This window comes from Photorhabdus kleinii, from assembly GCF_025384885.1.
GTDB lineage: Bacteria > Pseudomonadota > Gammaproteobacteria > Enterobacterales > Enterobacteriaceae > Photorhabdus > Photorhabdus kayaii.
Genome location: NZ_JAJAFY010000035.1, coordinates 24,497 through 49,448 on the forward strand (window position 1 = coordinate 24,497; position 24,952 = coordinate 49,448).

At 42.2% G+C, this 24,952-nt stretch carries 23 protein-coding genes; 5 read left to right on the forward strand and 18 right to left on the reverse strand.

Annotated features, from left to right (window positions below; all coding sequences use genetic code 11):
* Positions 1–24: 24 nt before the first annotated feature.
* The 4 genes from serA to LG003_RS15965 form a co-directional block, all read right to left on the reverse strand.
* Positions 25–1,266: a phosphoglycerate dehydrogenase gene (serA, locus tag LG003_RS15950; RefSeq protein ID WP_262981146.1), complete on the reverse strand. Its 1,242-nt coding sequence runs from the start codon at positions 1,264–1,266 to the stop codon at positions 25–27.
* A 272-nt stretch (positions 1,267–1,538) separates the two neighbouring features.
* Positions 1,539–2,198: a ribose-5-phosphate isomerase RpiA gene (gene rpiA / locus LG003_RS15955; RefSeq protein WP_262981147.1), complete on the reverse strand. Its 660-nt coding sequence runs from the start codon at positions 2,196–2,198 to the stop codon at positions 1,539–1,541.
* Between the two features lie 166 nt (positions 2,199–2,364).
* Positions 2,365–2,526, reverse strand: a complete 162-nt coding sequence (locus LG003_RS15960) for a hypothetical protein (protein ID WP_011147774.1) — start codon at positions 2,524–2,526, stop codon at positions 2,365–2,367.
* Positions 2,527–2,722: 196 nt separating this feature from the next.
* Complete coding sequence (locus LG003_RS15965; protein WP_262981148.1) at positions 2,723–3,277, reverse strand: hypothetical protein; 555 nt, start codon at positions 3,275–3,277, stop codon at positions 2,723–2,725.
* Between the two features lie 379 nt (positions 3,278–3,656).
* Here LG003_RS15965 and LG003_RS15970 point away from each other — a divergent pair, with 379 nt between their 5' ends.
* Positions 3,657–4,559 carry a LysR family transcriptional regulator ArgP gene (locus LG003_RS15970; protein ID WP_112876750.1) on the forward strand — a complete coding sequence of 301 codons (903 nt, stop codon included), beginning with the start codon at positions 3,657–3,659 and terminating at the stop codon, positions 4,557–4,559.
* Here LG003_RS15970 and LG003_RS15975 read toward each other — a convergent pair.
* Positions 4,556–5,278, reverse strand: a complete 723-nt coding sequence (locus tag LG003_RS15975; protein ID WP_112876751.1) for an oxidative stress defense protein — start codon at positions 5,276–5,278, stop codon at positions 4,556–4,558. The genes LG003_RS15970 and LG003_RS15975 overlap by 4 nt on opposite strands.
* 113 nt (positions 5,279–5,391) lie before the next feature.
* The gene (gene argO / locus LG003_RS15980; RefSeq protein WP_112876752.1) at positions 5,392–6,015 is read right to left on the reverse strand and encodes an arginine exporter ArgO; all 624 of its coding nucleotides are present in this window, start codon (positions 6,013–6,015) and stop codon (positions 5,392–5,394) included.
* 236 nt (positions 6,016–6,251) lie between these two features.
* On the opposite strand from argO, the gene LG003_RS15985 reads away from it, so the two are divergent.
* A complete protein-coding gene (locus tag LG003_RS15985; protein WP_112876753.1) occupies positions 6,252–6,632 on the forward strand; it encodes a hypothetical protein in 381 nt (126 codons plus the stop codon).
* A 111-nt stretch (positions 6,633–6,743) separates the two neighbouring features.
* Here the strand turns inward: LG003_RS15985 and mscS are convergent, their stop codons facing one another.
* Together mscS and LG003_RS15995 are read right to left on the reverse strand one after the other, a co-directional pair.
* Positions 6,744–7,616 (reverse strand): small-conductance mechanosensitive channel MscS, encoded by an 873-nt coding sequence (mscS, locus tag LG003_RS15990; RefSeq protein WP_112876754.1) that lies wholly within the window; start codon positions 7,614–7,616, stop codon positions 6,744–6,746.
* A gap of 135 nt (positions 7,617–7,751) precedes the next feature.
* Positions 7,752–8,123 carry a YacL family protein gene (locus LG003_RS15995; protein WP_112876755.1) on the reverse strand — a complete coding sequence of 124 codons (372 nt, stop codon included), beginning with the start codon at positions 8,121–8,123 and terminating at the stop codon, positions 7,752–7,754.
* Between the two features lie 375 nt (positions 8,124–8,498).
* Between LG003_RS15995 and LG003_RS16000 the strand changes: the two genes are divergently transcribed.
* A complete protein-coding gene (locus LG003_RS16000; RefSeq protein WP_262981149.1) occupies positions 8,499–8,696 on the forward strand; it encodes a Dabb family protein in 198 nt (65 codons plus the stop codon).
* A gap of 1,062 nt (positions 8,697–9,758) precedes the next feature.
* Here LG003_RS16000 and acnB read toward each other — a convergent pair.
* The 9 genes from acnB to LG003_RS16045 all read right to left on the reverse strand — a co-directional run bounded on the left by acnB (position 9,759) and on the right by LG003_RS16045 (position 22,166).
* The gene (acnB, locus tag LG003_RS16005; RefSeq protein WP_112876757.1) at positions 9,759–12,356 is read right to left on the reverse strand and encodes a bifunctional aconitate hydratase 2/2-methylisocitrate dehydratase; all 2,598 of its coding nucleotides are present in this window, start codon (positions 12,354–12,356) and stop codon (positions 9,759–9,761) included.
* A gap of 472 nt (positions 12,357–12,828) precedes the next feature.
* Entirely contained in the window at positions 12,829–14,256 is a 1,428-nt protein-coding gene (lpdA, locus tag LG003_RS16010) for a dihydrolipoyl dehydrogenase (RefSeq protein ID WP_112876758.1), read from the reverse strand.
* 206 nt (positions 14,257–14,462) lie between these two features.
* Positions 14,463–16,061 carry a pyruvate dehydrogenase complex dihydrolipoyllysine-residue acetyltransferase gene (aceF, locus tag LG003_RS16015; RefSeq protein ID WP_262981150.1) on the reverse strand — a complete coding sequence of 533 codons (1,599 nt, stop codon included), beginning with the start codon at positions 16,059–16,061 and terminating at the stop codon, positions 14,463–14,465.
* A gap of 14 nt (positions 16,062–16,075) precedes the next feature.
* Complete coding sequence (gene aceE, locus LG003_RS16020) at positions 16,076–18,739, reverse strand: pyruvate dehydrogenase (acetyl-transferring), homodimeric type (protein WP_112876760.1); 2,664 nt, start codon at positions 18,737–18,739, stop codon at positions 16,076–16,078.
* Between the two features lie 189 nt (positions 18,740–18,928).
* On the reverse strand, positions 18,929–19,693 hold the full coding sequence (pdhR, locus tag LG003_RS16025) for a pyruvate dehydrogenase complex transcriptional repressor PdhR (protein WP_036777528.1): 765 nt from the start codon (positions 19,691–19,693) through the stop codon (positions 18,929–18,931).
* Positions 19,694–20,323: 630 nt separating this feature from the next.
* Positions 20,324–20,692 (reverse strand): hypothetical protein, encoded by a 369-nt coding sequence (locus LG003_RS16030; protein WP_112876761.1) that lies wholly within the window; start codon positions 20,690–20,692, stop codon positions 20,324–20,326.
* A 47-nt stretch (positions 20,693–20,739) separates the two neighbouring features.
* Positions 20,740–21,012 (reverse strand): lipoprotein, encoded by a 273-nt coding sequence (locus LG003_RS16035; RefSeq protein ID WP_112876762.1) that lies wholly within the window; start codon positions 21,010–21,012, stop codon positions 20,740–20,742.
* Between the two features lie 345 nt (positions 21,013–21,357).
* Positions 21,358–21,579, reverse strand: coding sequence for a helix-turn-helix domain-containing protein (locus LG003_RS16040; RefSeq protein ID WP_112876763.1), 222 nt, complete (start codon positions 21,577–21,579; stop codon positions 21,358–21,360).
* Positions 21,580–21,587: 8 nt separating this feature from the next.
* A complete protein-coding gene (locus LG003_RS16045; protein WP_112876764.1) occupies positions 21,588–22,166 on the reverse strand; it encodes a hypothetical protein in 579 nt (192 codons plus the stop codon).
* A gap of 672 nt (positions 22,167–22,838) precedes the next feature.
* On the opposite strand from LG003_RS16045, the gene LG003_RS16050 reads away from it, so the two are divergent.
* Positions 22,839–23,432: a fimbrial protein gene (locus LG003_RS16050; protein ID WP_262981151.1), complete on the forward strand. Its 594-nt coding sequence runs from the start codon at positions 22,839–22,841 to the stop codon at positions 23,430–23,432.
* Between the two features lie 62 nt (positions 23,433–23,494).
* Here LG003_RS16050 and LG003_RS16055 read toward each other — a convergent pair.
* Positions 23,495–24,648 (reverse strand): IS3 family transposase gene (locus LG003_RS16055; RefSeq protein ID WP_262981152.1). Its coding sequence is split into 2 segments (ribosomal slippage): positions 23,495–24,402 and positions 24,402–24,648, totalling 1,155 coding nucleotides; the frame shifts between segments, so codons are not numbered across the junction.
* Between the two features lie 75 nt (positions 24,649–24,723).
* Here LG003_RS16055 and LG003_RS16060 point away from each other — a divergent pair.
* On the forward strand, positions 24,724–24,952 hold a 229-nt coding region (locus LG003_RS16060), incomplete at its 3' end, for a fimbria/pilus outer membrane usher protein (protein WP_262981153.1).

Genomic DNA, 24,952 nt, shown 5'->3' on the forward strand with positions numbered 1-24,952 from the left:
CCCATTTTTGATATATCAAAATAATCAGTAAAGCAGGCGAGAACGGATAGTACCCGGCAATGCTTTCAGTTTCTGAAATACCATTTCAGCTTGAGCAGGATTTTCAGTCACAATATCAATAACCACATAACCCATATCCCCACTGGTACGCAGATACTGAGCAGCAATATTGATATCCTGTTCAGCAAACACTTGGTTAATACTGTTCAATATACCGGGACGATTTTCATGAATATGTAAAAACCGGTTGGTATCATCAGCATGAACAGGAAGAGACACTTCTGGGAAGTTTACTGCGGATAAGGTAGAACCATTATCAGAATATTTCGCTAACTTTCCTCCGACTTCATAACCAATGTTTTCCTGCGCTTCCTGGGTAGAACCACCAATATGTGGGGTCAGCAACACGTTATCAAATTTACGTAACGGTGACTCAAATGGATCATTATTGGTTGCCGGTTCAACAGGGAACACATCCACAGCCGCCCCTGACAGATGTTCACTTTCCAATGCATCACATAATGCCGGGATATCCACCACCGTCCCGCGTGAAGCATTAATCAGGATAGAACCCGGTTTCATCAGAGTCAGTTCAGTTGCACCAATCATATTTTTAGTTGATGGCGTTTCTGGTACATGCAAACTAACCACATCACTCATATTTAGTAATTCTGACAAATGACGTACCTGATGAGCGTTACCTAACGGCAATTTGTTTTCAATATCGTAAAAGTAGACATCCATACCAATATTTTCAGCCAGAATACCAAGCTGAGTGCCAATATGACCGTAACCGATAATGCCCAGTTTTTTACCACGGACTTCATAGCAGCCTTTAGCCTGCTTATCCCACACTCCACGATGAGCTTTCGCATTCGCCAAAGGGATACGACGCAGCAATAACAACAACTCACCAAGGACCATTTCAGCAACAGAACGGGTATTAGAAAATGGCGCATTAAAGACAGGGATACCACGTTTTGCAGCCGCTTTCAGATCAACCTGATTGGTACCAATACAAAAACAGCCTACAGCAACCAATTTTTCAGCTGCCTGAAAAATGTCTTCAGTCAGTTGTGTGCGGGAACGGATACCAACAAAATGGGTATCACGAATTGCCTCTTTTAACTCTTTGGAATCTAATGCTCCCTTATGATATTCGATATTGCTATAACCGGCTGCTCGTAGATTTTCTACCGTGCTCTGATGCACACCTTCTAATAGCAAAAATTTAATCTTATCTTTTTCCAGAGATACCTTAACCATTTATCCTGCCTATTGTTACGCTTCGTTACATTTAAGATTCATTCTCTCAACATAACAAAAAAAACGAACACAGCAATATAAACGATTGCTATTCCCGTCACATAAGTCTTAATAAAGTAGTTATTATGTGGAATAAAATGATCTGAAAAAGAACAAAATTAGGATTTAGATTAAATAACAATCAGAGATATGAAATATATCACTAAATTCTCCACCTATTTTAAAAGTGAAAAAATTTTTAAGGGCGAAAAACTCCGCCCCTGTAAATAATATTATTGAGTGATGGTTTCCACTCCATCAAGTGTTCCCATCAATACAATATCCGCGCCACGGTTAGCAAATAGGCCCACAGTCACCACACCTGAGATACGATTAATTTTATTCTCTAACTCAACAGGATCGAGTATGGCTAGATTATGCACATCAAGAATCACATTGCCGTTATCAGTCACAACATTCTGACGATATTTTGGTACTCCTCCCAATTTAACCAACTCACGAGCAACATAAGTCCGAGCCATTGGAATCACTTCAACCGGCAGAGGGAATTTACCCAATACATCAACTTTTTTAGAGGCATCAACAATACAAACGAATTTTTTTGCTATTGCAGCAATGATTTTTTCACGTGTCAATGCAGCACCACCGCCTTTAATCATCTGCATATTGCCATTGATTTCATCCGCACCATCAACGTAGATATCAAGGGAATCCACTTCATTACAATCGAATACAGGAATTCCCAAACTTTTTAACTTCTCAGTAGAAGCCTCAGAGCTGGATACTGCCCCTTCAATCTGATCTTTAATGGAACCAAGGGCATCAATAAAGTGTGAAGCCGTTGAACCTGTCCCCACACCCACAACTGTTCCTGGTGTAACAAATTCGAGTGCTGCCCAACCTACTGCTTTTTTTAGTTCGTCCTGAGTCATATCAATTCATTGCCTATATCAGTTACAAGGAAAGCCTGTCGACTAGTATAAACCTTGATAGCAACAAAGAAACCGCAATTAAGTTGAGTGAAATGAATCATGAAAAATTAAGAGTGAATGATGTGAAAAACCCGCCATACTAGCGGGCTACAATAAAGAGTGATGTCTATGCAGCCTCTTTGTTACGACGACGACCTTGCTTTTCTTGGCTTGGTGCCTGTGCATGATCTTCCAAAACCGGACCTACTTTCATGAGAAAATCTAAGGTCTCTCCAGCTTTTTTATAAGTTTGAATGGTATCGAACATCGGTTCTTTTTGTGTTCTCATAGCAACACCTCTAAAACGACTTCACATTACTGAACTGATTTAGTCATACAGGACAAAAAATTCCCGACAAAATCTCTCTGTTATGGCCATAGCAACAAATTTAGTAAGATTTCACCTTCAACAAATCTAAATGAACAAAATAACTATCCCACCTGGTCTACCAGAATACTATAACATGCATATAAATGCCGAGAGGTCAAAGAACTAACTCCTTAGACCGACTCTTCAACTTTGCCGTTAATGTCTTAATATCACATGACATTACATATCCACAACGTTCTAGCTCAAAACCAAACGAACGATAGTAAGCTATTTTATCCTTAACGGGTTCATGAATCCTGACGTCTTCACCATCAACCACATTCATGAAAATCAATGTTGCATACAGAGTATACAAAAGCATCTTTCTATGCAACGGATGATTTTCTATATCCTTCACAAAATTTTCCAATACATGGATGTTAAAACTCTTATCGTTCAAATCATATGTGGATAAAGCGACTCCAGCCGGAGCAGATTCAATTTGGAGATTTTCCCTTGATATGACAAATTTTATACATAAGCTGAAGCAATCATGTCGATTACCGACCTCTGTAATATAATATTCCCAGTTAAGCTCACCATACGCTTTTGTTAGCGTGTTTGCATCGCTGTCAGAGATAGGACCAACCGCCAAATCTATTCCTCTCTGATCCATGTATAACTGCAAAGTATTATATGTTAATTGTGCAACATGTTTCAGTGACAGCATAAAAAGCAACCTTACTTACATTGTTATTAAATAGCCAAAATGACAATTGTTTAACAATTTTATTGAAAGACTACACTTAAGTGAAACATGCAAACAATCTTTAGCCAGATCAAAAATTCATCATCAAGCTATCAAAAACAGCTTCACCCAGTGCTTTCTCCTGAGCATATCGCCTATTCAACCACGTCAACACACTCAACCTTCAAAAATGGAACCCCCTTCCCAAAGGTGACCAACCAACAAAAATTTATCCAAATTGGGTATAACATGCGTAATTTCTGAAAGGTAGGATTTTACGGCCCACCAGACAAATTGCCTCATACATCAGAAAAATATGGCATAGTGATATTCAGAAAAATAAATGGAGAATCTTTCTATAATGAAACGCCCTGACTACCGAACACTACAAGCTCTGGATGCGGTGATCCGAGAACGCGGCTTCGAGCGTGCTGCTCAGAAACTCTGTATCACTCAATCCGCGGTTTCTCAACGTATCAAACAGTTGGAAAATCTGTTTGGTCAGCCTCTATTAGTGCGCACCGTTCCTCCGCGCCCCACCGAACAAGGACAAAAACTACTGGCACTATTACATCAGGTAGAGTTGTTGGAAGAACAATGGCTAGGCGATGAACAGGGGACCGATACCCCATTGCTGCTTTCATTAGCAGTCAACGCTGACAGCTTAGCAACCTGGCTATTACCGGCTCTACACCCGGTACTCGCTGATTTACCTATCCGACTCAATATTCAAGTTGAAGATGAAACTCGGACTCAAGAACAGTTAAGGAGAGGTGAAGTCGTTGGCGCAGTCAGTATTCAACCACAACCTTTACCCAGTTGTCTGATTGATAAACTAGGCGCACTGGATTATCTGTTTGTCGCCTCACCAGAATTTGCTACCCGCTATTTCCCAAATGGGGTTACCCGTTCAGCGTTACTAAAAGCCCCAGCGGTTGCATTCGACCATCTGGATGATATGCATCAGGTATTTTTACAACAGAACTTCGAGTTGTCACCGGGCAGCGTTCCATGTCATATCGTCAATTCATCTGAAGCCTTTGTACAACTGGCAAAACAGGGTTCCACTTGTTGTATGATCCCACATTTACAGATTGATCAAGAATTGAAAAATGGTGAACTGATCGACCTGACACCGGGTTTATGTCAACGCCGGATGCTCTATTGGCATCGTTTTGCACCGGAAAGCAGGACCATGAAAAAAGTGACTGACGCCCTGTTGAAACTTGGGCGTCAGATGTTAAGACAAGATGACATTAATTAAGGTCTTAGCTCAAAAACCACATCAACCTGATCACTGAAATTGATGCTATCCTGCTGGTAAGTTTCACCCACTCCAGCAGCAGCACCTCCCGACATCATCACATCAGTATTGCGATACTTCATGTGATCAATCGCCTCTGGTGCTCGGTAATTGATACTGTATATCGAACCAACTTTGCTACTAAAGCCTTTCGCCAGTGCATCAGCTTGTTCAATTGCATTCTCAATCGCTTTCTGGCGGGCTTCATCACGATATTTTTGCGGATTGTCCACACCAAACTGAACAGATACGATTTCGTTCAAACCCGCTTTTAATGCACCATCTAGCAGATCATTAAGTTGATCTAACTTACGGACCTTCACCTCCACTGAACGGATCGCACGATAGCCTTTCAGCACCGATTTGCCAGACACATTATCGTACTCATAATCAGGCTGAGTACGCAAATTCGCTGCATCAATATCTTTCTTTTCAATACCGTGATTTTTCAGAAAATCAAAATATTTAGCAACCAGCTCATCAACCTGCTTTTTAGCCCCAGAAGCATCTTTAGCAGAAATATTGACGTTAATCATCAATGTTGCTATATCCGGTTCTGCTTTCACTACCGCATTACCAGAAGTAATAACATGAGGGACTCCGGGTAAATCAGCAGCCTGTGCAGCAAGTGGCACCCCGGCACTTAACATGGCGGCCAACCCTAATGATTTCAATTTCACACAACCTCCGAAGAAAACCTGTTACAGAAAATGTTCATCCCACGGAAAAACCGAAATATACATGGGATAAATGAAACACTAACACAGAGACTGTATGCAAAGAAGTGTTCAGCTTAATCAGAAATTAGCAATCCCTGCTTAGCAAGTTGCCATGCGATATACCACATTATGATACAAATAAACCCATTAATAATCCGTTGAGAAAGCGGCTTACTTAGCACAGGGGAAAACCATGCAGCTAGTAATGACAGAGAGAAAAACCAACTAACAGAAGCAGTTGCCGCCCCAAAAGTAAACCAAGGTCTGAGTTCTGAAGATAACTGACCACCAATACTACCCAGAACAACAATGGTATCTAAATAAACATGCGGATTTAACCAAGTGACCGCAAAGATGATCGCAATTACCCGCCAACGGTTTTTTACTGAATTATTTACCTGTGCCAGTTCAACATTAGCAAACAAAACCACACGTAAGGCCCCCCATCCATACCAAAATAAAAAAGCAACACCTCCCCAGGTGACGAATTGTAAGAGTAAAGTTGACTGACTAAGTAATGCACTACCACCAAATACACCGACACCAATCAAAAAACCATCACTGATCGCGCACAAAGTTGCACTCATTAGATGAAATTGTCTCCTACTGCCTTGCTGCATAACAAAGGCATTTTGTGGGCCAAGAGGCAAAATCATTGCTGCGCTAAGAAAAAAACCCTGCACAAATGTCGATAACATAAAAAAATTCCTCAATAATTATTCACTTTGCTATTTCAATGTTCAGAATATTAAGAAGAATAGCTCATTAGAGGAAATAAATGCTTCTAATCGATCATAAGAAATTTTAATAACCAACCAAAAAGCAGATTTTTACAGGAAAATTATTTGATTAATTCAAAGAAAATCAAGCTAATACACACTAAAAGTATTAATGAATCTATCAATTCTATGAAAAATAAGAGGAAGGGGTTATTTTGAAAAAAATTATGGGTTTCATGCTACTAGTCATCATTATTATTGCTGCTCTTACTGTCAGAAACTACTATTTGCTTCGAAATGATGTTGAAGAGACATTAAACCACTATGAAATAATTGAATACTATATTGGTACAGCCAATATTACAGATGTAGATCTCAGTAATTATCAGCCTTTCTTATGTAAAAAAGGCTGTGAACGTTTCATTCTTAAAATACAGGGTGAAAAAGGTGATGGGATAGTCACTGCTGATATTAATTTCCATACTTCAGATGTTTCATCCGCTGTCCTTTGCTTATCAGATAACAAGAAAATAGCACTGACAGAAGATATCAACGATGATTTTATTAAAAACAACTTTAATACCTTATGTCAATAAAGTAGACTTGGGGAATAGAGCGCCCGCGCTATTGACAGCGCGGCGCTGATTTACTGGTAAAAATTTACGGTTTATTCACATAATCAGAAGGTTATTATCCAATCCCTCTGATTAATCACTCATTTTATTCCGCGCCATAGCTTGATTCTGATGCAAATAAACATCCATTTGTGGATAAGGAATACTGATATTGTGTTTATCCAATGTGCGTTTAAAGTTCTCCATCAAATCCCAATAAACCTCCCAAGCATCACCATTGGTGGTCCATACACGCACAATAAAATTCAGTGAAGAAGGTGCCATTTCATGCAAACGAATCGTCACGCCTTTATCATGCTGAATACGATTGTCTGCGGCAATAACATCACCTAATACTTTTTTAACTTCGTCAATATCCGCATTATACGCAACACCGACCATGATCTGAGTTCGACGATTCGGTTCACGGCTGGTATTAATAACATTATCTGCAATAATTTTCCCATTCGGGATCACAATAATTCTGTCATCTGCTGTACGCAATGTAGTAGAAAAAATCTGCACCTGAACAACAGTGCCTTCAACCGCGCCGAGAATAACATATTCACCCGCACGGATTGGACGAAAAGCCACCAGCAATACCCCTGCGGCAAAGTTGGACAAAGAACCCTGTAAAGCTAAACCAACAGCTAAACCAGCAGCACCGATAACCGCAATGACGGAAGCCGTCTGAACACCTAATTTGCCCAAAACTGCAATAATAGTGAACGCAATAATCAAATAACGAACAACAGCAGCCAGGAAATCCGATACCGTTACATCAATGCCACGCAATGACATAACTCTTTTCACGCCCTTACTAATGAGTTTCGCCGCCATTAATCCCAGAACAAGAATGAGAATAGCAGCAACAGTATTGACCAGATATTGAATGATTAAATCCTGATGATTAATGAGCCAGCTTGTAGCTTCATTAATGCCACCAGACAGATTGATATCTTCCATTAAAACCACCTTGATTCTTTAGCTACTTAAACTATCATTGAGTAAAATTACTCGATGATTATCCTTCATAGCAACCATTAACAGTAAGAAAAAGCCTATCGTGCCAGAGAATTATTTCTGTCTATATACAGCTTCTTACCAATCGTACTTTTGTAAAATAAAATCCCGATAATCGGCCAACATATCAATAAAATCCTTGGTACCGCAAAAAGCCAGGCTCTCATTATCGTAATAACTCATGCCCTCCTCCATCGAATCAGTTTCAAACTCAAGCTGATTGGCGCGAACCATAACTTCTTCGTCATCCATTAACAGCGTATATTCATGACCTACAAGTTGCCATTGACGTTCACTACCTTTAATTTCGGCCAACGCTGAGGCAATCTTATCTATCACCGCCAAATCACCTTTAACTTCTTCATTCAGCCACTGACCAATAGCTTCGTGATCCATTGAGAACCGGCTAGTCACCAGTCCAGTGACATCCAGCAAAAATTCGTATTCCATCATTACCTCCGGTGCGTTCTTTCCATTTTAATATTTCCTAGCAATTCCGCCCCAGAATCAGCCCACAAACTGCCAATAAGTGGGAGATTAAAGCCTCTATGCTGACACAACGGTATAGTTTTCACCTAGATAACCGAAATATACACCCCCAAGTTATTCTTGAGGTTTGTGTCCGCTACGGCTTTCATCGGAGGAGAGTTCAGCCTCAGTGCAAATATAGACAAATACACTATAATTAATAGTATCTCAGAGAAACAAAAACAGCAAAATCGAACATACATCCACTAATTGATGAGATATATTCAAGGATCTTGCAATAGAACAATTTATTTTCTATTTTGTCAGCAAAAACAAAGACACCTTTCAGGAACCATTATGATACGCCATATTCTTTTGCTAAAATTCACATCCGAGATAAAACAACAACAATTAACGACGATAAGAGATACCGCTATTTCCATGCAGCATAAAATCAATGGTATTTCTTCTATCGAATTGGGAAATAATGAAAACAAAAATAAAGGTTTTACATATGCTATCACTATGACATTTGATGATCATAAAGCTATTTAAAACTATTTGTCTCACTCAGCGCATGACGAATTAAAAGATCTCCTTATAGATTATGTCAACGATATCATCGTATTTGATTATGAAGTGTAATTTTCATTTCTGGGGAATAATCATCTATTAACCAATATTCAACATAACGAATATTATCGGCGCACCTGAGAATAATTAGACACGCCGATTATCGGTAGAAATATGTTTATACCCGTCATCTTTCAAGTTGCCTCTTTGTTGGCTGCACTCGCTCACCCCGGTCACATAGTTTGCTATGCTCCCGGGGATTCTCTCCCTTGCCGTCGCGATGCATCTTGAAATCCATTGGGTATATATGAATTATCGTGAAAAATCCAAATATTTAACCAATAATTAAATACTATATAAAAACTTTTTAACCTTGCTTATTTGCTAATAATTTTATTTAAAATCATGTGGTTGGGGGTTTTTATAGCGATAATTAGGTTTCTTCTATTTTGATTTTCTTAGGTTTAAAACCAGAAAGAGTAACAGCTCTGTTAATATTATTAAAACCAAAATCCATTTTTTAATAGTTTTTAATGCCACTAACCGTTTTTTTACTACTAATTTTTTAATACGGTTAACAGCGTTATTTTGTCACCTTATTAACCAATTTAAAATCCGTTTTTCCTAATGTTTTATCTTTTAATGTCAGTTATAACATCGAAATTTTCACTCACTTTAAAAAATTCTTAATCATTACTTTTTACCTTTAATGATTAAAGTTTTTATCTTTTTTTTCATTATACGTTTGCCTTTTCTCCAGATTTTAAAACCACACTAACAGGAAAAAAACGACTTTTCTTAACTAACACTTGTTTTATCATTGATAAAAACTCAACAGTGATAGTCGAAACACTAAAAGCCAGCAATCTAATATGGGAGGTTTTTACCTCCCATTCGTTCATATTGCAATATACCCGTTATCTTTCAAGTTGCCTCTTTGTTGGCTGCACTCGCTCACCCCGGTCACATCGTTACCTATGCTCCCGGGGATTCACTCCCTTGCCGTCGCGAAGCATCTTGAAATCCATTGGGTATATATCGGAATTACACCGCAGTTTGGAAAATCACATCATCCGCTTTTTCAGTGTATTGGTTCAGTTGATCAAAATTGAGATAACGGTAAGTATCTTCCGCAGTCTCATCAACTTTAGCCATAAATTGCTGATACTCTTCTGGCGTAGGCAGACGTCCCAACAGAGAAGCTACAGCCGCCAGTTCAGCCGATGCCAGGTAAACATTCGCACCCGTCCCCAAACGATTTGGGAAGTTACGAGTCGAAGTGGAGACCACAGTTACACCGTCAGCAACGCGTGCTTGGTTACCCATGCACAAGGAACAACCAGGAATTTCAACCCGTGCTCCACTCTTGCCAAAGATGCTGTAATAACCTTCCTCTGTGAGTTGAGCCGCATCCATTTTCGTTGGCGGAGCAACCCATAAACGAGTCGGTAATTGACCTTTATGTTGATCCAATAACTTACCGGCTGCACGGAAATGACCAATGTTAGTCATACAAGAACCGATAAAAACCTCATCGATCTTACTGTTAGCCACATCAGACAGTAAACGGGCATCATCTGGATCATTCGGCGCGCATAGAATAGGCTCTTTAATTTCAGCCAGATCGATTTCGATAACTGCGGCATATTCTGCATCAGCATCAGCTTCCAACAATTGAGGATCTTTCAGCCAATTCTCCATGCCTGTTACACGACGTTCTAAAGTACGGCGATCACCATAACCTTCAGCAATCATCCATTTCAGCAGTACAATATTGGATTGCAGATATTCAATAATCGGTGCTTTATCCAATTTAATGGTACAACCCGCCGCAGAGCGCTCCGCAGAAGCATCCGCCAACTCAAATGCCTGCTCGACTTTCAGATCTGGCAAACCTTCAATTTCGAGGATACGGCCAGAGAAGATGTTTTTCTTACCTTTCTTTTCAACCGTCAGAAGGCCTTGCTGAATCGCATAGTAAGGAATCGCATGAACCAAATCACGCAAAGTAATACCGGGCTGCATCTGCCCTTTAAAACGAACCAGCACAGATTCTGGCATATCCAAAGGCATCACCCCCGTCGCAGCAGCAAACGCTACCAGACCAGAACCAGCCGGGAAGGAAATACCAATCGGGAAACGCGTATGAGAATCACCGCCCGTACCAACGGTATCAGGCAACAGCATACGGTTCAGCCATGAGTGAATAATGCCATCACCCGGACGCAGAGAAACCCCACCACGATTCATGATGAAGTCAGGCAAGGTATGGTGAGTGGTGACGTCAACTGGCTTAGGATAAGCCGCCGTATGGCAGAATGACTGCATTACCAGATCCGCAGAGAAACCCAAACACGCCAGATCTTTCAGTTCGTCACGGGTCATGGGGCCAGTTGTATCCTGAGAACCAACAGAGGTCATTTTAGGTTCACAGTATTCACCAGGGCGAATACCCACCGTGCCACATGCCCGACCGACCATTTTCTGAGCCAGGGAGAAACCGCGACTACTTTCTTCAACCGCTTTCGCCTGACGGAAGACATCACTGGGTGGTAAACCAAGAGATTCACGTGCCTTACTGGTCAAACCACGGCCGATAATCAGTGGAATACGGCCACCCGCACGCACTTCATCCAACAATACATCTGTTTTCAGTTCAAATTCAGCCAGTAACTCATTGGTTTCGTGGTGACGTACTTCCCCTTTATATGGGTAGATATCAATTACCTCCCCCATATTTAATTTGTTCACATCCAGCTCAATTGGCAGCGCACCGGCATCTTCCATCGTATTGAAGAAGATTGGTGCAATTTTACCGCCCAGAACAACACCACCACCACGTTTGTTTGGCACAAATGGAATATCATCGCCCATAAACCATAACACTGAGTTAGTGGCTGATTTGCGGGAAGAACCTGTACCAACCACATCACCGACATAAGCCAGCGGATAGCCTTTCTTATTCAGCTCTTCAATCTGTTTGATTGGGCCAATAACACCAGCTTGATCCGGGACAATCCCTTCGCGGGCATTTTTCAACATAGCCAGAGCATGCAGAGGAATATCAGGGCGTGACCATGCATCCTGCGCAGGAGATAAGTCGTCAGTGTTTGTTTCACCCGTCACTTTAAATACTGTGACTGTAATTTTTTCTGCCAATTCAGGGCGTTCCAGATACCACTGCGCATCAGCCCAAGATTGCATAATTTGTTTGGCTTGTGGATTACCTGCTCTTGCTTTTTCTTCTACATCATAGAAGTTGTCAAACATCAACAAAGTATGAGAGAGCGCTTTAGCTGCAATTGGAGCCAGTTTTTCATTATCCAGAGCATCAATCAAAGGATGAATATTATAACCACCTTGCATCGTTCCAAGCAGTTCAACCGCCTTTTCTGGCGCGATTAGCGGTGAAATGGTTTCATCTTTCGCAATGGCGGCAAGAAAACCGGCTTTTACATAGGCCGCTTCATCAACGCCAGGGGGAATACGGTTAATCAGCAGATCTAACAGGAAATCTTCTTCACCTTTTGGTGGGCTCTTCAGTAACTCAACCAGCGCCGCCGCTTGTGTCGCGTCCAATGGTTTAGGGACAACACCTTGGGCTGCACGCTCGGCTACGTGCTTGCGGTATTCTTCTAGCACGACTTTCTCCTCGCTCTCATTGTCATTTTATCTACCCGGCTCTGCACCCGCCTTAGAACCTGCCTCACCAGACTATCGTCTTTGCGCAACAATATGTGTTTTCGCAACAAATAGCCCCTCCTGGGACAGGTTGTTAGTTATGGTTCCGGGTGCCAGGTCAGAGGATTGCCGACATAACTTAACAAGTACAAATCAAGTTATGCCCAGCTTCGGGCGCTCAGCATACCAAAATTTGAATGCGATGTTAATTCGTTCACATAAAAGTAACATTAACTGATAGTAATATTCTGAATTAACAGCAGACAAAGCTATTAAAACAGATTATTCCGCTGATTTTTGCCAATAGCACCTACAAAAGCCATACTTTTTATACTGTACTTTCCCAAACAGGTCATACCAGATAAAAAAACGGCTTTCAATAAATGAAAGCCGCTTCGGTGAATTACATTAATACATTAATCGATTTAAGAAATTACTTCTTTTTCTTTGCCTTCGCATTCGGCAAATCAGTAATACTGCCTTCAAAGACTTCAGCAGCCAGACCTACCGATTCATGCAATGTTGGGTGAGCATGGATGGTCAATGCGATATCTTCCGCATCACAACCCATTTCAATTGCCAGACCGATTTCACCCAACAATTCACCACCGTTAGTACCCACAATAGCACCACCGATAATACGATTACTTTCTTTATCGAAAATCAGTTTGGTCATACCGTCAGCACAATCAGAAGCAATTGCGCGGCCAGAAGCTGCCCACGGGAAAGTAGCCGTTTCATAGCTAATGCCTTTCTCTTTCGCTTCTTTCTCAGTCAGGCCAACCCATGCAACTTCGGGTTCAGTGTAAGCAATGGATGGAATCACTTTTGGATCAAAGTAGTGTTTCTTACCAGAAATAACTTCCGCCGCAACGTGACCTTCATGAACACCTTTATGCGCCAACATAGGCTGACCAACGATGTCACCAATAGCAAAGATGTGCGGTACATTGGTGCGCATTTGCTTATCAACGTGGATAAAGCCGCGGTCGTCAACGTCAACACCAGCTTTACCTGCATCCAGCATTTTACCGTTAGGTACACGACCGATAGCAACCAGAACCGCGTCATAACGCTGTGGTTCTGTCGGTGCGTTTTTGCCTTCCATCGTGACGTAGATACCATCTTCTTTGGCTTCTACTACGGTAACTTTGGTTTCCAGCATCAGATTGAATTGTTTGCTGATACGTTTGGTAAAGACTTTCACCACATCTTTATCAGCCGCAGGAATAACCTGATCCAACATTTCAACAACATCAATCTGAGAACCCAGAGCGTGGTAAACGGTTCCCATTTCCAGACCGATAATACCACCGCCCATGACCAACAAGCGGCCAGGAACGGTTGTCAGCGCCAAAGCATCGGTAGAATCCCAAACGCGCGGGTCATCATGAGGAATAAATGGCAATTGGATAGGACGGGAACCCGCTGCAATAATGGCGTTATCAAAATTAATCGTTGTTGCGCCACCTTCACCTTCAACAACCAGCGTGTTCGCCCCTGTAAATTTACCAACACCATTAACCACTTTAACTTTACGGCCTTTAGCCATACCAGCCAAACCACCGGTTAGCTGATTAATAACTTTTTCTTTCCAAACACGGACTTTTTCGATGTCAGTTTTGGGTTCACCAAAAACGATGCCATGATCTGCCAGCGCTTTAGCTTCCTCAATAACTTTTGCTACATGCAGCAATGCCTTGGAAGGGATACAACCAACGTTAAGACAAACACCACCTAAGGTAGAGTAACGTTCCACCAGAACGGTTTCCAAACCTAAATCCGCGCAACGAAAAGCAGCAGAATACCCTGCTGGACCTGCCCCAAGTACCACTACTTGGGCTTTAATTTCAGTACTCATCATGACCTCTTAATTGTTTGTCCGGCGGGTCAGGCGCCAAAAACGATATATTCCACCGGGACCTACACACCGCGAGCAGTTTACAGAATTGTTAATAACCTGAAAAGTGCGTTAACGTGACAGAACTCGCAACAAACTCACCAGATGTAAGCTGTCTCTCTGTCACCGCAATAACAATCAGGCCGGCACATGGCCGGCCTTTGAGATTACATCACCAGACGGCGGATATCGCTCATCGCATGATTAATAAATGTGATGAAACGCGCACCATCAGCACCATCGATCACACGGTGATCGAAAGAGAGTGACAGAGGTAGCATCAGGCGTGGAACAAACTCTTTACCATTCCATACCGGCTTCATTGATGAGCGGGATACGCCCAGGATAGCCACTTCTGGTGCATTAACGATTGGCGTAAATGCTGTGCCACCGATACCACCCAGGCTTGAAATAGTGAAGCATCCCCCCTGCATATCAGATGCAGTCAGTTTGCCTGCACGCGCTTTCTTAGACATCTCAGTCAGCTCGCGGGACAATTCGATGATGCCCTTATTATTAACATCACGGAACACTGGAACCACCAGACCATTAGGTGTATCCACTGCCACACCAATGTTGATGTATTTTTTCAGCGTCAGTTTCTGACCATCTTCCGAGATAGAGCTGTTAAAGCGCGGCATCTCTTCCAGCGCTTTTGCTACCGCTTTCATGATGAATACCAATGGCGTGATCTTCACACCAAGCTGTTTCTTCTCAGCTTCCTGATTCTGCTGCTTACGGAAGTTTTCAACTTCAGTAATATCCGTTTCGTCGAACTGTGTAACATGTGGGATCATCACCCAGTTACGGCTCAGGTTAGCACCAGAGATTTTCTGAATACGACCCAGTTCAACTTCTTCAATTTCACCAAATTTACTGAAATCCACTTTCGGCCAAGGCAACATACCCGGCAGACCACCACCGGCTGATGCAGGAGTAGACTCTGCACGTTTAACCGCGTCTTTCACGTAAGCCTGAACATCTTCACGCAGAACACGGCCTTTACGCCCTGTACCTTTCACTTTAGCCAGGTTAACGCCGAATTCACGCGCCAGACGACGGATCACCGGCGTTGCATGAACATAAGCACTATTTTCAGCGAAATCATTTTTGTCTTCTTCTGCGAAGCTTCTGCTAGCAATAACCGGTGCTGCCGCTTTCTCTGGTTCAGCCGCTGGCGCTGGCGCAGAGGCAGCCGGAGCAGCAGGCGCTGCACCCGCAACTTCAAATACCATAATCATAGAATCGGTTTTCACTTTATCACCGACCTTGATTTGAATTTCTTTAACGATACCTGCGAATGGCGCGGGGACTTCCATAGAGGCTTTATCACCTTCTACGGTGATCAGCGATTGTTCAGCTTCCACCGCATCGCCAACTTTCACCATCACTTCGGTAACTTCGACTTCATCACCACCGATATCCGGTACATGAACATTCATAGCCGCAGAAGCTACTGGTTCTGCCTCTGCCATACGCGAAGACAATGTTATCGCTGCCGGCTCTTCCGCTGGCGCAGCTTCTACAGCACCTTCCGCAGAATCAAAAATCATAATCAGTTTGTCGGTTTCAACTTTATCGCCAACCGCAATGATGATCTCTTTAACGACACCCGTCTGAGGGGATGGAACTTCCATAGAAGCCTTATCACCTTCCACGGTGATCAGCGATTGTTCAACTTCCACTGTATCGCCAACTTTCACCATGATTTCGGTGACTTCAACTTCATCCGCACCGATATCCGGTACCTTAATTTCGATAGCCATTGATTCTTTACCTCTTATGCCAGACGCGGGTTAACTTTTTCTGGGTTAATGTTGTATTTCTTGATTGCTTCTTCCACAACACTCACATCGATTTCGCCGCGCTTAGCCAATTCACCCAAAGCAGCAACCACCACGTAAGAAGCATCAACTTCAAAATGATGACGCAGGTTTTCACGGCTATCGGAACGACCGAAACCGTCAGTACCCAATACGCGGAATTCGCTTGCAGGGATGAAGTTACGAATTTGTTCTGCGAACAACTTCATATAATCAGTAGAAGCCACTGCCGGTGCTTCATTCATGATCTGAGCAACATAAGGTACACGTGGCGTTTCTGTTGGATGCAACATGTTCCAACGTTCACAATCCTGACCATCACGAGCCAGTTCAGTGAATGAAGTCACGCTGTACACATCAGAACCCACACCATAATCGTTAGCCAGAATCTGCGCTGCTTCACGCACATGACGCAGAATAGAACCTGAACCTAATAGCTGAACTTTACCTTTACTACCTTCCAAGCTTTCCAGCTTGTAGATACCTTTACGGATACCTTCTTCCGCGCCTTGTGGCATCGCCGGCATGTGGTAGTTTTCGTTCAACGTGGTGATGTAGTAGTAAATATTCTCTTGTTTCTCACCATACATACGCTCCAAACCATCATGCATAATCACAGCAACTTCATAAGCAAATGCCGGATCATAAGAGATGCAGTTAGGGATAGTCAGAGACTGAATATGGCTGTGACCATCTTCGTGTTGCAGACCTTCGCCATTCAGGGTTGTACGACCAGAAGTACCACCAATCAGGAAGCCACGAGCCTGTTGGTCGCCAGCTGCCCAGCACAGGTCGCCAATACGTTGGAACCCGAACATAGAGTAGTAGATGTAGAACGGAATCATTGGCAGGTTATTGGTGCTATAAGACGTTGCCGCCGCCAGCCATGATGAACCGGCACCCAGTTCATTGATACCTTCTTGTAGAATCTGACCTTTGGCGTCTTCTTTATAGTAAGCAACCTGCTCACGGTCTTGCGGAGTATATTGCTGGCCGTTAGGGCTGTAGATGCCGATTTGACGGAACAGACCTTCCATACCAAAAGTACGCGCTTCATCGGCAATGATTGGAACCAGACGATCTTTGATTGACTTGTTTTTCAACATCACGTTCAAAGCACGAACGAAAGCAATAGTAGTAGAAATTTCTTTGTTTTGTTCTTCCAGCAACGCACCAAAATCTTCCAGCGTTGGCAGTTCCAGTTTCTCTTCAAAATGAGTACGACGGCTTGGCAAATAGCCACCAAGCGCTGCACGACGCTCATGCAGGTATTTGTATTCTTCAGAATCTTTATCGAAAGTCACATATGGCAGGTTTTCGATTTGCTCATCAGCAACAGGGACATTGAAACGATCACGGAAATGGCGAACGCCTTCCATATTCATCTTCTTAACCTGATGAGCAATATTTTTACCTTCCGCCGTATCACCCATACCGTAACCTTTGATAGTCTGAGCCAAGATAACCGTTGGTTTGCCGGTAGTTTCTTGCGCTTTTTTCAAAGCAGCAAAGACTTTCTTAGGATCATGACCACCACGGTTCAACGCCCAAATCTGGTCATCGGTCATATCTTTGACTAATTCAGCGGTCTCTGGGTAACGACCAAAGAAATGCTGACGCACATAAGCGCCATCTTTGGATTTGAACGTCTGGTAATCACCGTCCAGCGTTTCGTTCATCAGTTGGATCAATTTACCGCTGGTATCTTTACGCAACAGTTCATCCCAACGATCTCCCCAAAGCACTTTAATAACCTGCCAACCTGCGCCATCAAAAATGCCTTCCAGCTCATTAACGATTTTGCCATTACCCGTAACTGGACCATCCAGACGTTGCAGGTTACAGTTGATAACAAATACCAAATTATCCAGTTTCTCGCGGGTTGCGATAGTAATCGCACCTTTGGATTCTGGCTCATCCATTTCACCGTCGCCCAAGAAGGCATAAACGGTCTGCTTGGAGGTATCTTTCAGACCACGGTGTTCCAGATATTTCAGGAATTTAGCCTGATAAATCGCACCGATTGGCCCCAATCCCATTGAAACGGTTGGGAACTGCCAGAATTCAGGCATCAATTTTGGATGCGGATAAGAAGAGAGACCGTTGCCATGAATTTCCTGACGGAAATTATTCATCTGCTCTTCAGTTAAACGACCTTCAAGGAAAGCACGAGCGTAGACGCCTGGAGAGATGTGGCCTTGGAAATAAACCAAGTCACCGCCGTCATTTTCATTACGGGCACGGAAGAAATGGTTGAAACAAACTTCATACATGGTTGCTGAAGACTGGAATGAAGCCATGTGACCACCCAATTCCAGATCTTTTTTGGATGCCCGCAACACGGTCATCACAGCATTCCAACGAATAGCAGAGCGAATACGGCGCTCCAAATCCAGATTGCCAGGGTAAGCAGGCTCATCCTCAACAGCAATGGTATTGATATAATCGCGGTTAGCAGCACCGGCTGCAACATTCACGCCACCTTTACGTGCTTCGTTCAGTACCTGATCAATCAAGAACTGGGCACGATCAACACCCTCTTCACGGATGACCGATTCGATCGCCTGTAACCAGTCGCGAGTTTCGATCGGATCCACGTCATTTTTCAAAATGTCTGACATGGTGTATTCCTTATCTGTTATCTGTTTCTAATGATTGTTTTGGAGCCTACCTTCCCGTCATACCCTTTGACGTTCAGCCGGTCATGACTGGAAGATAGGCCCTCACTGTTGTTGCCGCTAGCGCCCTCAGTAAAGGGACTCAACTTAGCTGTGCAAACGCAGCAAACTTCAAGATCTACACAGCTAATTTTATTCCTGATGCTGTTGAAGACGTCGTAATGATCGCTCACGGCGAGTGTGCTCGCGGCTGAGATCCAATAAGACATCTTCGATAAAAGCTAAATGGCGATGGGAGGCCTCACGGGCTTTCTCTGGTTGCCTCGCCATTATTGCTTCAAAAATCTTCGCCCGATGATCGCTGACAGCCGTCAGCATTTCCCGGCGGGTATACAAAAACTCAAAATTCTGCCGGATATTTTGTTCCAGCATAGGTGCCATACAACGTAATAAATGAAGGAGAACCACATTATGCGCGGCTTCAGCAACGACAAGCTGATATTGCAAAACAGCTTCGGATTCAGCATTGACATCACCACTTTCCTGAGCTTGTTGAATAACAAGGTGATATTGCCGAATACGCTCAAAATCTTCGTCAGTTCCACGCAGTGCCGCGTAATAGGCAGCAACACCTTCCAAAGCATGGCGGGTTTCAAGGAGGTCAAATTGAGATTCTGGGTGACCAGCCAGTAATTGTGCCAGCGGATCACTGAAACTTTGCCAGAGGTTACTCTGAACAAACGTTCCCCCACCCTGACGGCGAAAAAGAAAACCTTTAGCTTCTAACCGTTGAATGGCTTCGCGCAGTGAAGGACGTGACACATCAAACTGTTTCGCCAACTCACGTTCAGGCGGCAACTTCTCCCCTGGACGCACAGATCCTTCAAGGATGAGATGCTCAAGACGCTGCTCAATGACATCTGATAGTTTTGGTTGGCGGATTTTACTATAAGCCATATTTATTATAAGCCAGTTAGAACCTATCTCATGAGGCTATTTTGTTTGTTGTTTCGGTCTTTGCCGAAGTCAATTGGTAATACCAATTTAAACCACCCGGCCATAAAAGTAACAAAGTATTCATCAACTGTCTATAAAGACCTTTTGCTAAATCATAAAAACCTGCAAATTTTGACAATTTTTTTTAAAAATTAGTAAAAGCTGATAACCAGTAGGTTAATAAACATCCTAAGATAATATTTTAACCAACCTTTTTTAAACATATAAATGGGTATATTGAATCGTTACAGCAATAAAATAGTTGAACCTTTATTAAAAAGATATAGCTACCAAATCATCACCTGCTGATTTTAAATACAAATGTATACCATCAAGTTATAAATGTAGCTCAAATCAATAAAACCGAGAGGCTAAAACCAACGATTAGAAAGGAATAATGACAAAATGTGAGGAACCACCAGCAACAGCTCCACATAACTCCTGCTGATGGAAAAAATGAACTATACCCTATAGATTTCAAGATGCATCGCGGCGGCAAGGGAGAGAATCCCCGGGAGCATAGATAACGATGTGACCGGGGTGAGTGAGTGCAGCCAACAAAGAGGCAACTTGAAAGATGACGGGTATATATTAAAACCAATAGCGCGTCTCTTCATGCCACCCTTTTTTATACATACAGGATGAAATTATCCAACGCCTTGACGATTCATTTTTATCCCAACGCTTAACTTCAGTTTTCGGCACAGTAATATAATGATTACAGGATTTATCTTCGTCCTTGTCTTTATCTTTGCAGGAAAAACGTTTTGTCTCGAAAGAATGAACAACTTCGCTGGTCCAGTCTGATGGTAATTGAGAATAACCCAATGCTTTACATTCAGCATAATCCCTATCTCTTTCATACTGAGTTGCGCCTGGTTTTTCCCATGATGTACAACCCGCCAATACAGTAAATAAGGTAAATAAAGGGATAACAGCTATTTTTCTTATAAAATTCATATAACAATACCTTAATTAAAAATAAAGAAATAACCAAAGAAATTAAATTAGAATTTAAAAGTCCCCCCAATACGGTAACTCTTATCTTCAAAAGATGGCTGTCCACCAGACTGTATAATTTGTCTATCTTGGTTTGAGATATCTCTGTAAATATCAGGAATAGAATGTATATTATCTACTTTAACTTCACTGCCTGAAACTATATCCTTGACATTACATTCAAAATAACCACAGGTTGAAATATAGCTATCAGTAAGCCGTGGCATGGAACATCCCGTAACTACAAATATTGATAATAAAGCAATGAGAAATTTATTCATTCTTAATATCCTTAAATTACTGTATATTTTATAAAAATTTAACTTAAATGAAAAACCATATAAAAAGAGAGATCATTTCTTATGATCGAGTAAATAATATCTACATATGCATTTTATCTTTCTGGCATTCCACGGAATATCAGAACAATATCCCCCCAGAGAGAAATATATATTCTTATCGCTAGGAAAAACCTGCTTTATTGGTGAACCATTAACACCGAAAAGTAACAGGCTAGATAAAAAACATGAAATAATTAATATTTTCATGTATTTAAAACTGGCTAATGAATATAAAGTTCTATCTTATAAGATACCAAAAGACATACAATGACTTTATTTGTTATATTAACGGCTATCCTCTCCATCTTCCACATATTCCAATATATCTCCAGGTTGACACTGCAAATGCCTACAAATTTTTTCCAGCGTCTCGATACGGATACCTTTTATTTTGCCATTTTTCAGTAATGATAAATTTTGCTCAGTAATACCAATAATGGCAGCTAATTCTTTAGACTTTACTTTCCTTTTCGCTAAGATCACATCCAACCTTATTATAATACTCATGATGATTCTCAGATAAAATAACGTTGCTCATCGCTTATCTTCTTAGATTCACGCATAATTAAGCTAAATATCAAAAGGAATACACCAAACATAATAATAAACAGAGATTCTGAATTAACTCCAAACGAAAAACTAAATACCCGTTGCCCTTTCACTAAATCCACAGATAACGCCATTCCTTGTAACATATTAATCACAGGGTAGAGAAGTTGCTCTAGAATCATCAGGAAACCAATAATAAATGAAGCGGAAATATTACGGTTACTCCATATTTCACCTTTAGCAAACCGGAAAAACAGAATGCCAATTAATATATAAGATGACGTTGATATAATCCGAGGTATCGTATCCAACGAGATATAAAGCACCTGACTTAATAAAGATTGCTTAAATCCTTTTGCAGTCAATGCCGGCATAAGATCGCTATACGCCTGAAGAACAGCCTGGCGAGTGGCATCATGCCATAACGACCAAGACGCAATATGGAACCCAATATCACCAATTACCATAATGGAAGCAATAATAATAGCCAGAAAGCTGAGTAGCTTGATTCTGGGATTAGTTACAAACTCCTGTTTATCACACATCTTGTGTCATTCCATATACATGTTTAACTAAACTGTCGCTAAAGTACTTTAAAAGTTATCGTATGACAATAATTTTTTATCACTAAATAGACAGAATATGATTCAGGGTAATTTGAAAACTGTCATTAATTTATTGATAGAAAAAGAAAAAAATCATCATTTACCTGAATATCTTCAAACAGTATATGTTACTTGGTCACTGTTCTATCATCCTGCCATCACATGGTTTACCGCGATAGTTTGTTGTGAAGATTGTATGACAAATACAGAACGGCCTACTCCGGGTACCTTTCAAAGCCCACGCAATGCCGGTCAATTTCAATATAGAGTGAATCGAAAATAATGGCTCAAAATGAACCTGATATCAGGTTTTAACCAATCCCCTCAACACTGAAAATCAATAAGAATAATTGATGTAATGCTTTTACGATTCTGGAGATTCGTGTTTCTGCGCAACGGTAAGAAAGTGTAATCGCGAGGAAAAGCGTTACTCGAAGTAACGGTGTGGCTTTCAATGACATCAGTTTCTGATACGGGACATAAAACCGAACATTTAGAGTTAGAATGACTAGTAAACGCACCGCCTTGGCGGTCCGATTGTTTAACCTGTCATGGTGTTGTTTTAGGCAAAATGTATGTAAATAGATGTAGATAAGGAATAGATGAGATGAAATGAAAAAACAAATTTTAAAAACCAGCGTATTAGCCGCAGTGCTCCTGAGCATGGGGATGGCACATGCTTCAAGTGGTACTACGGTAAACGTGATGGCTACCATAGGCCAAGCGACTTGTGAACTCAATGTTGAAGGTGATGTTACTGGTAGTAACGGTTCCTACCAATTAGATATGGGAAACGTTAAATCATTAGACGTTAAAACCCTACAACCTTCTGCCCCCACATCAGCAAAAAATATAGAGGTCAAACTAGTTAAGTGTGGCTCTCAATATGGAAACACAGCAAGCAACAAATTCACTCCTAGTGCTGCAATTGAGATGAATGTTTTTGGACAGACCATTGATACAGCTAAGAAGATATTTAATGCCAACTCTGCCGCTACCGCAGGAGTGGCTGTGTATCACAATGGTACTGCCATTACTAGCGGAGAGAAGATTAATCTCACTGGTACTAAAGAAATTGATTTCGCAAAAGCACTAACCGAAGGCGAAGGCATGGCAGCATTTAAAGTGGCTCTGGCTTCCAAGTCAGGCGCAGCAGCTTCTCAAGAGGTAATAGCCCCAGTAACATTCCAAGTAGTTTATAAATAATCAACGCCATCAAGTGCTAAGGGCATCATAGCAATCGAATTGGACAGGGAAGTTTGTTGTGGTCAACGAAAATTGGTCACCGCCTGAGAGTTTTTCCAAAATAAATTTTCTGATTCATTCGGTGTCAACCCATTGTTATACCAATGGGGACGAAGTTGGCTGTAATAGCCCGTTATATAACTGATGATGGAGCGCGTGGCTTCCTCCGCATTTCGATACCCTGTCAATGGGAGCCATTCGCTCTTCAGACTCCTGAAGAAACGCTCCATTGGCGCATTATCCCAACAGCTCAGGCTTTGCTTGATCGGGTAATGACTCAATAATTTCCTGAACGCTTTACTGGTATAATGACTGCCCTGATCACTATGAAACAGAACACCCTGTGGTTTTCCTCTTGATTCATAAGCCATTTTGAGCGCCTTTTTGGTTAACGCTGAATCCGGTGAGCAAGACATTGCCCAGCCGACAGGTTTCCGGGCAAACAGATCAATCACCACCGTCAGATAAACCCAGCCTTCCCCTGTCCACACAAATGTCACGTCGCCACACCAGACCTGATTGGGTTCGGTGACCGCAAATTGACGTCCAAGGTGATTAGGAATATCAATGTGTTCTGGTGTTCCCCGCGGGTACTTATGCCGTGATGGCTGGCGACTGACCAGCCCCATTTCAGCCATTAATTTGCCCGCCAGCCAACGCCCTAATGGCCGGCCTTTCGCAGTGACCATCGACGCCATAGTCCGGGCTCCCGCAGAGCCGTGGCTTTCCTGAAAAGCTTCGCGAATTAAGCTCTTTAGTTGGACACGTTCGGGGTCTGGCGATTTTTTTCGGGTTCGCCAGGCTTGATAACTGCTGCGATGTATGCCGAAGAGTTGGCAAAGCAAAACGACGGGGTAATGCACTCTGAATCGTTCAATTAACGCAAATTGTTCAGGGAGTCCGAGATCAAGAGTGCCGTAGCCTTTTTTATGATTTCATTTTCCATTTCCAGGCGTTGCAGTTTTTTCTTTAATTCACGGATTTCAAGCTGCTCCGGTGTGATTGGCGTTGCCTTTGGTGAGAGTCCCAGTCGCTCATCCCTTAACTGATTAACCCACTTACCCATGGCAGATTTACTGACATTCATGACTCTGGCTGCCTCGGCGATAGAATAGTTGTGTTCAAGCACCAGTAGTGCGGATTCCAGTTTGAATTCTGAACTAAAACGTCTTTGCATAATGTCACCTATTTTTTATTGAGGTAAGAATATCACCTCTGTAATGGTGACCAAAATTAGTGTGCCACATCAAACCTGAGTTATAACATTTCTCGTATAAAGGGCGAAGGCCACTGGCCGGAAAACCGTCAGGTATCATTCAATATGCAGGTCCCGCTGAGTCTCTTTGGGTCATCGTCGGCGTTACGGGGCGTTTACGCCCGCTATACCGCCTCACGCGACTCACAGGGTAACCTCTCTCAACAGACCGGCATCAGTGGCATGTTATGGGATAACCGCCTGAGTTATAACCTCCAGCAAGGTT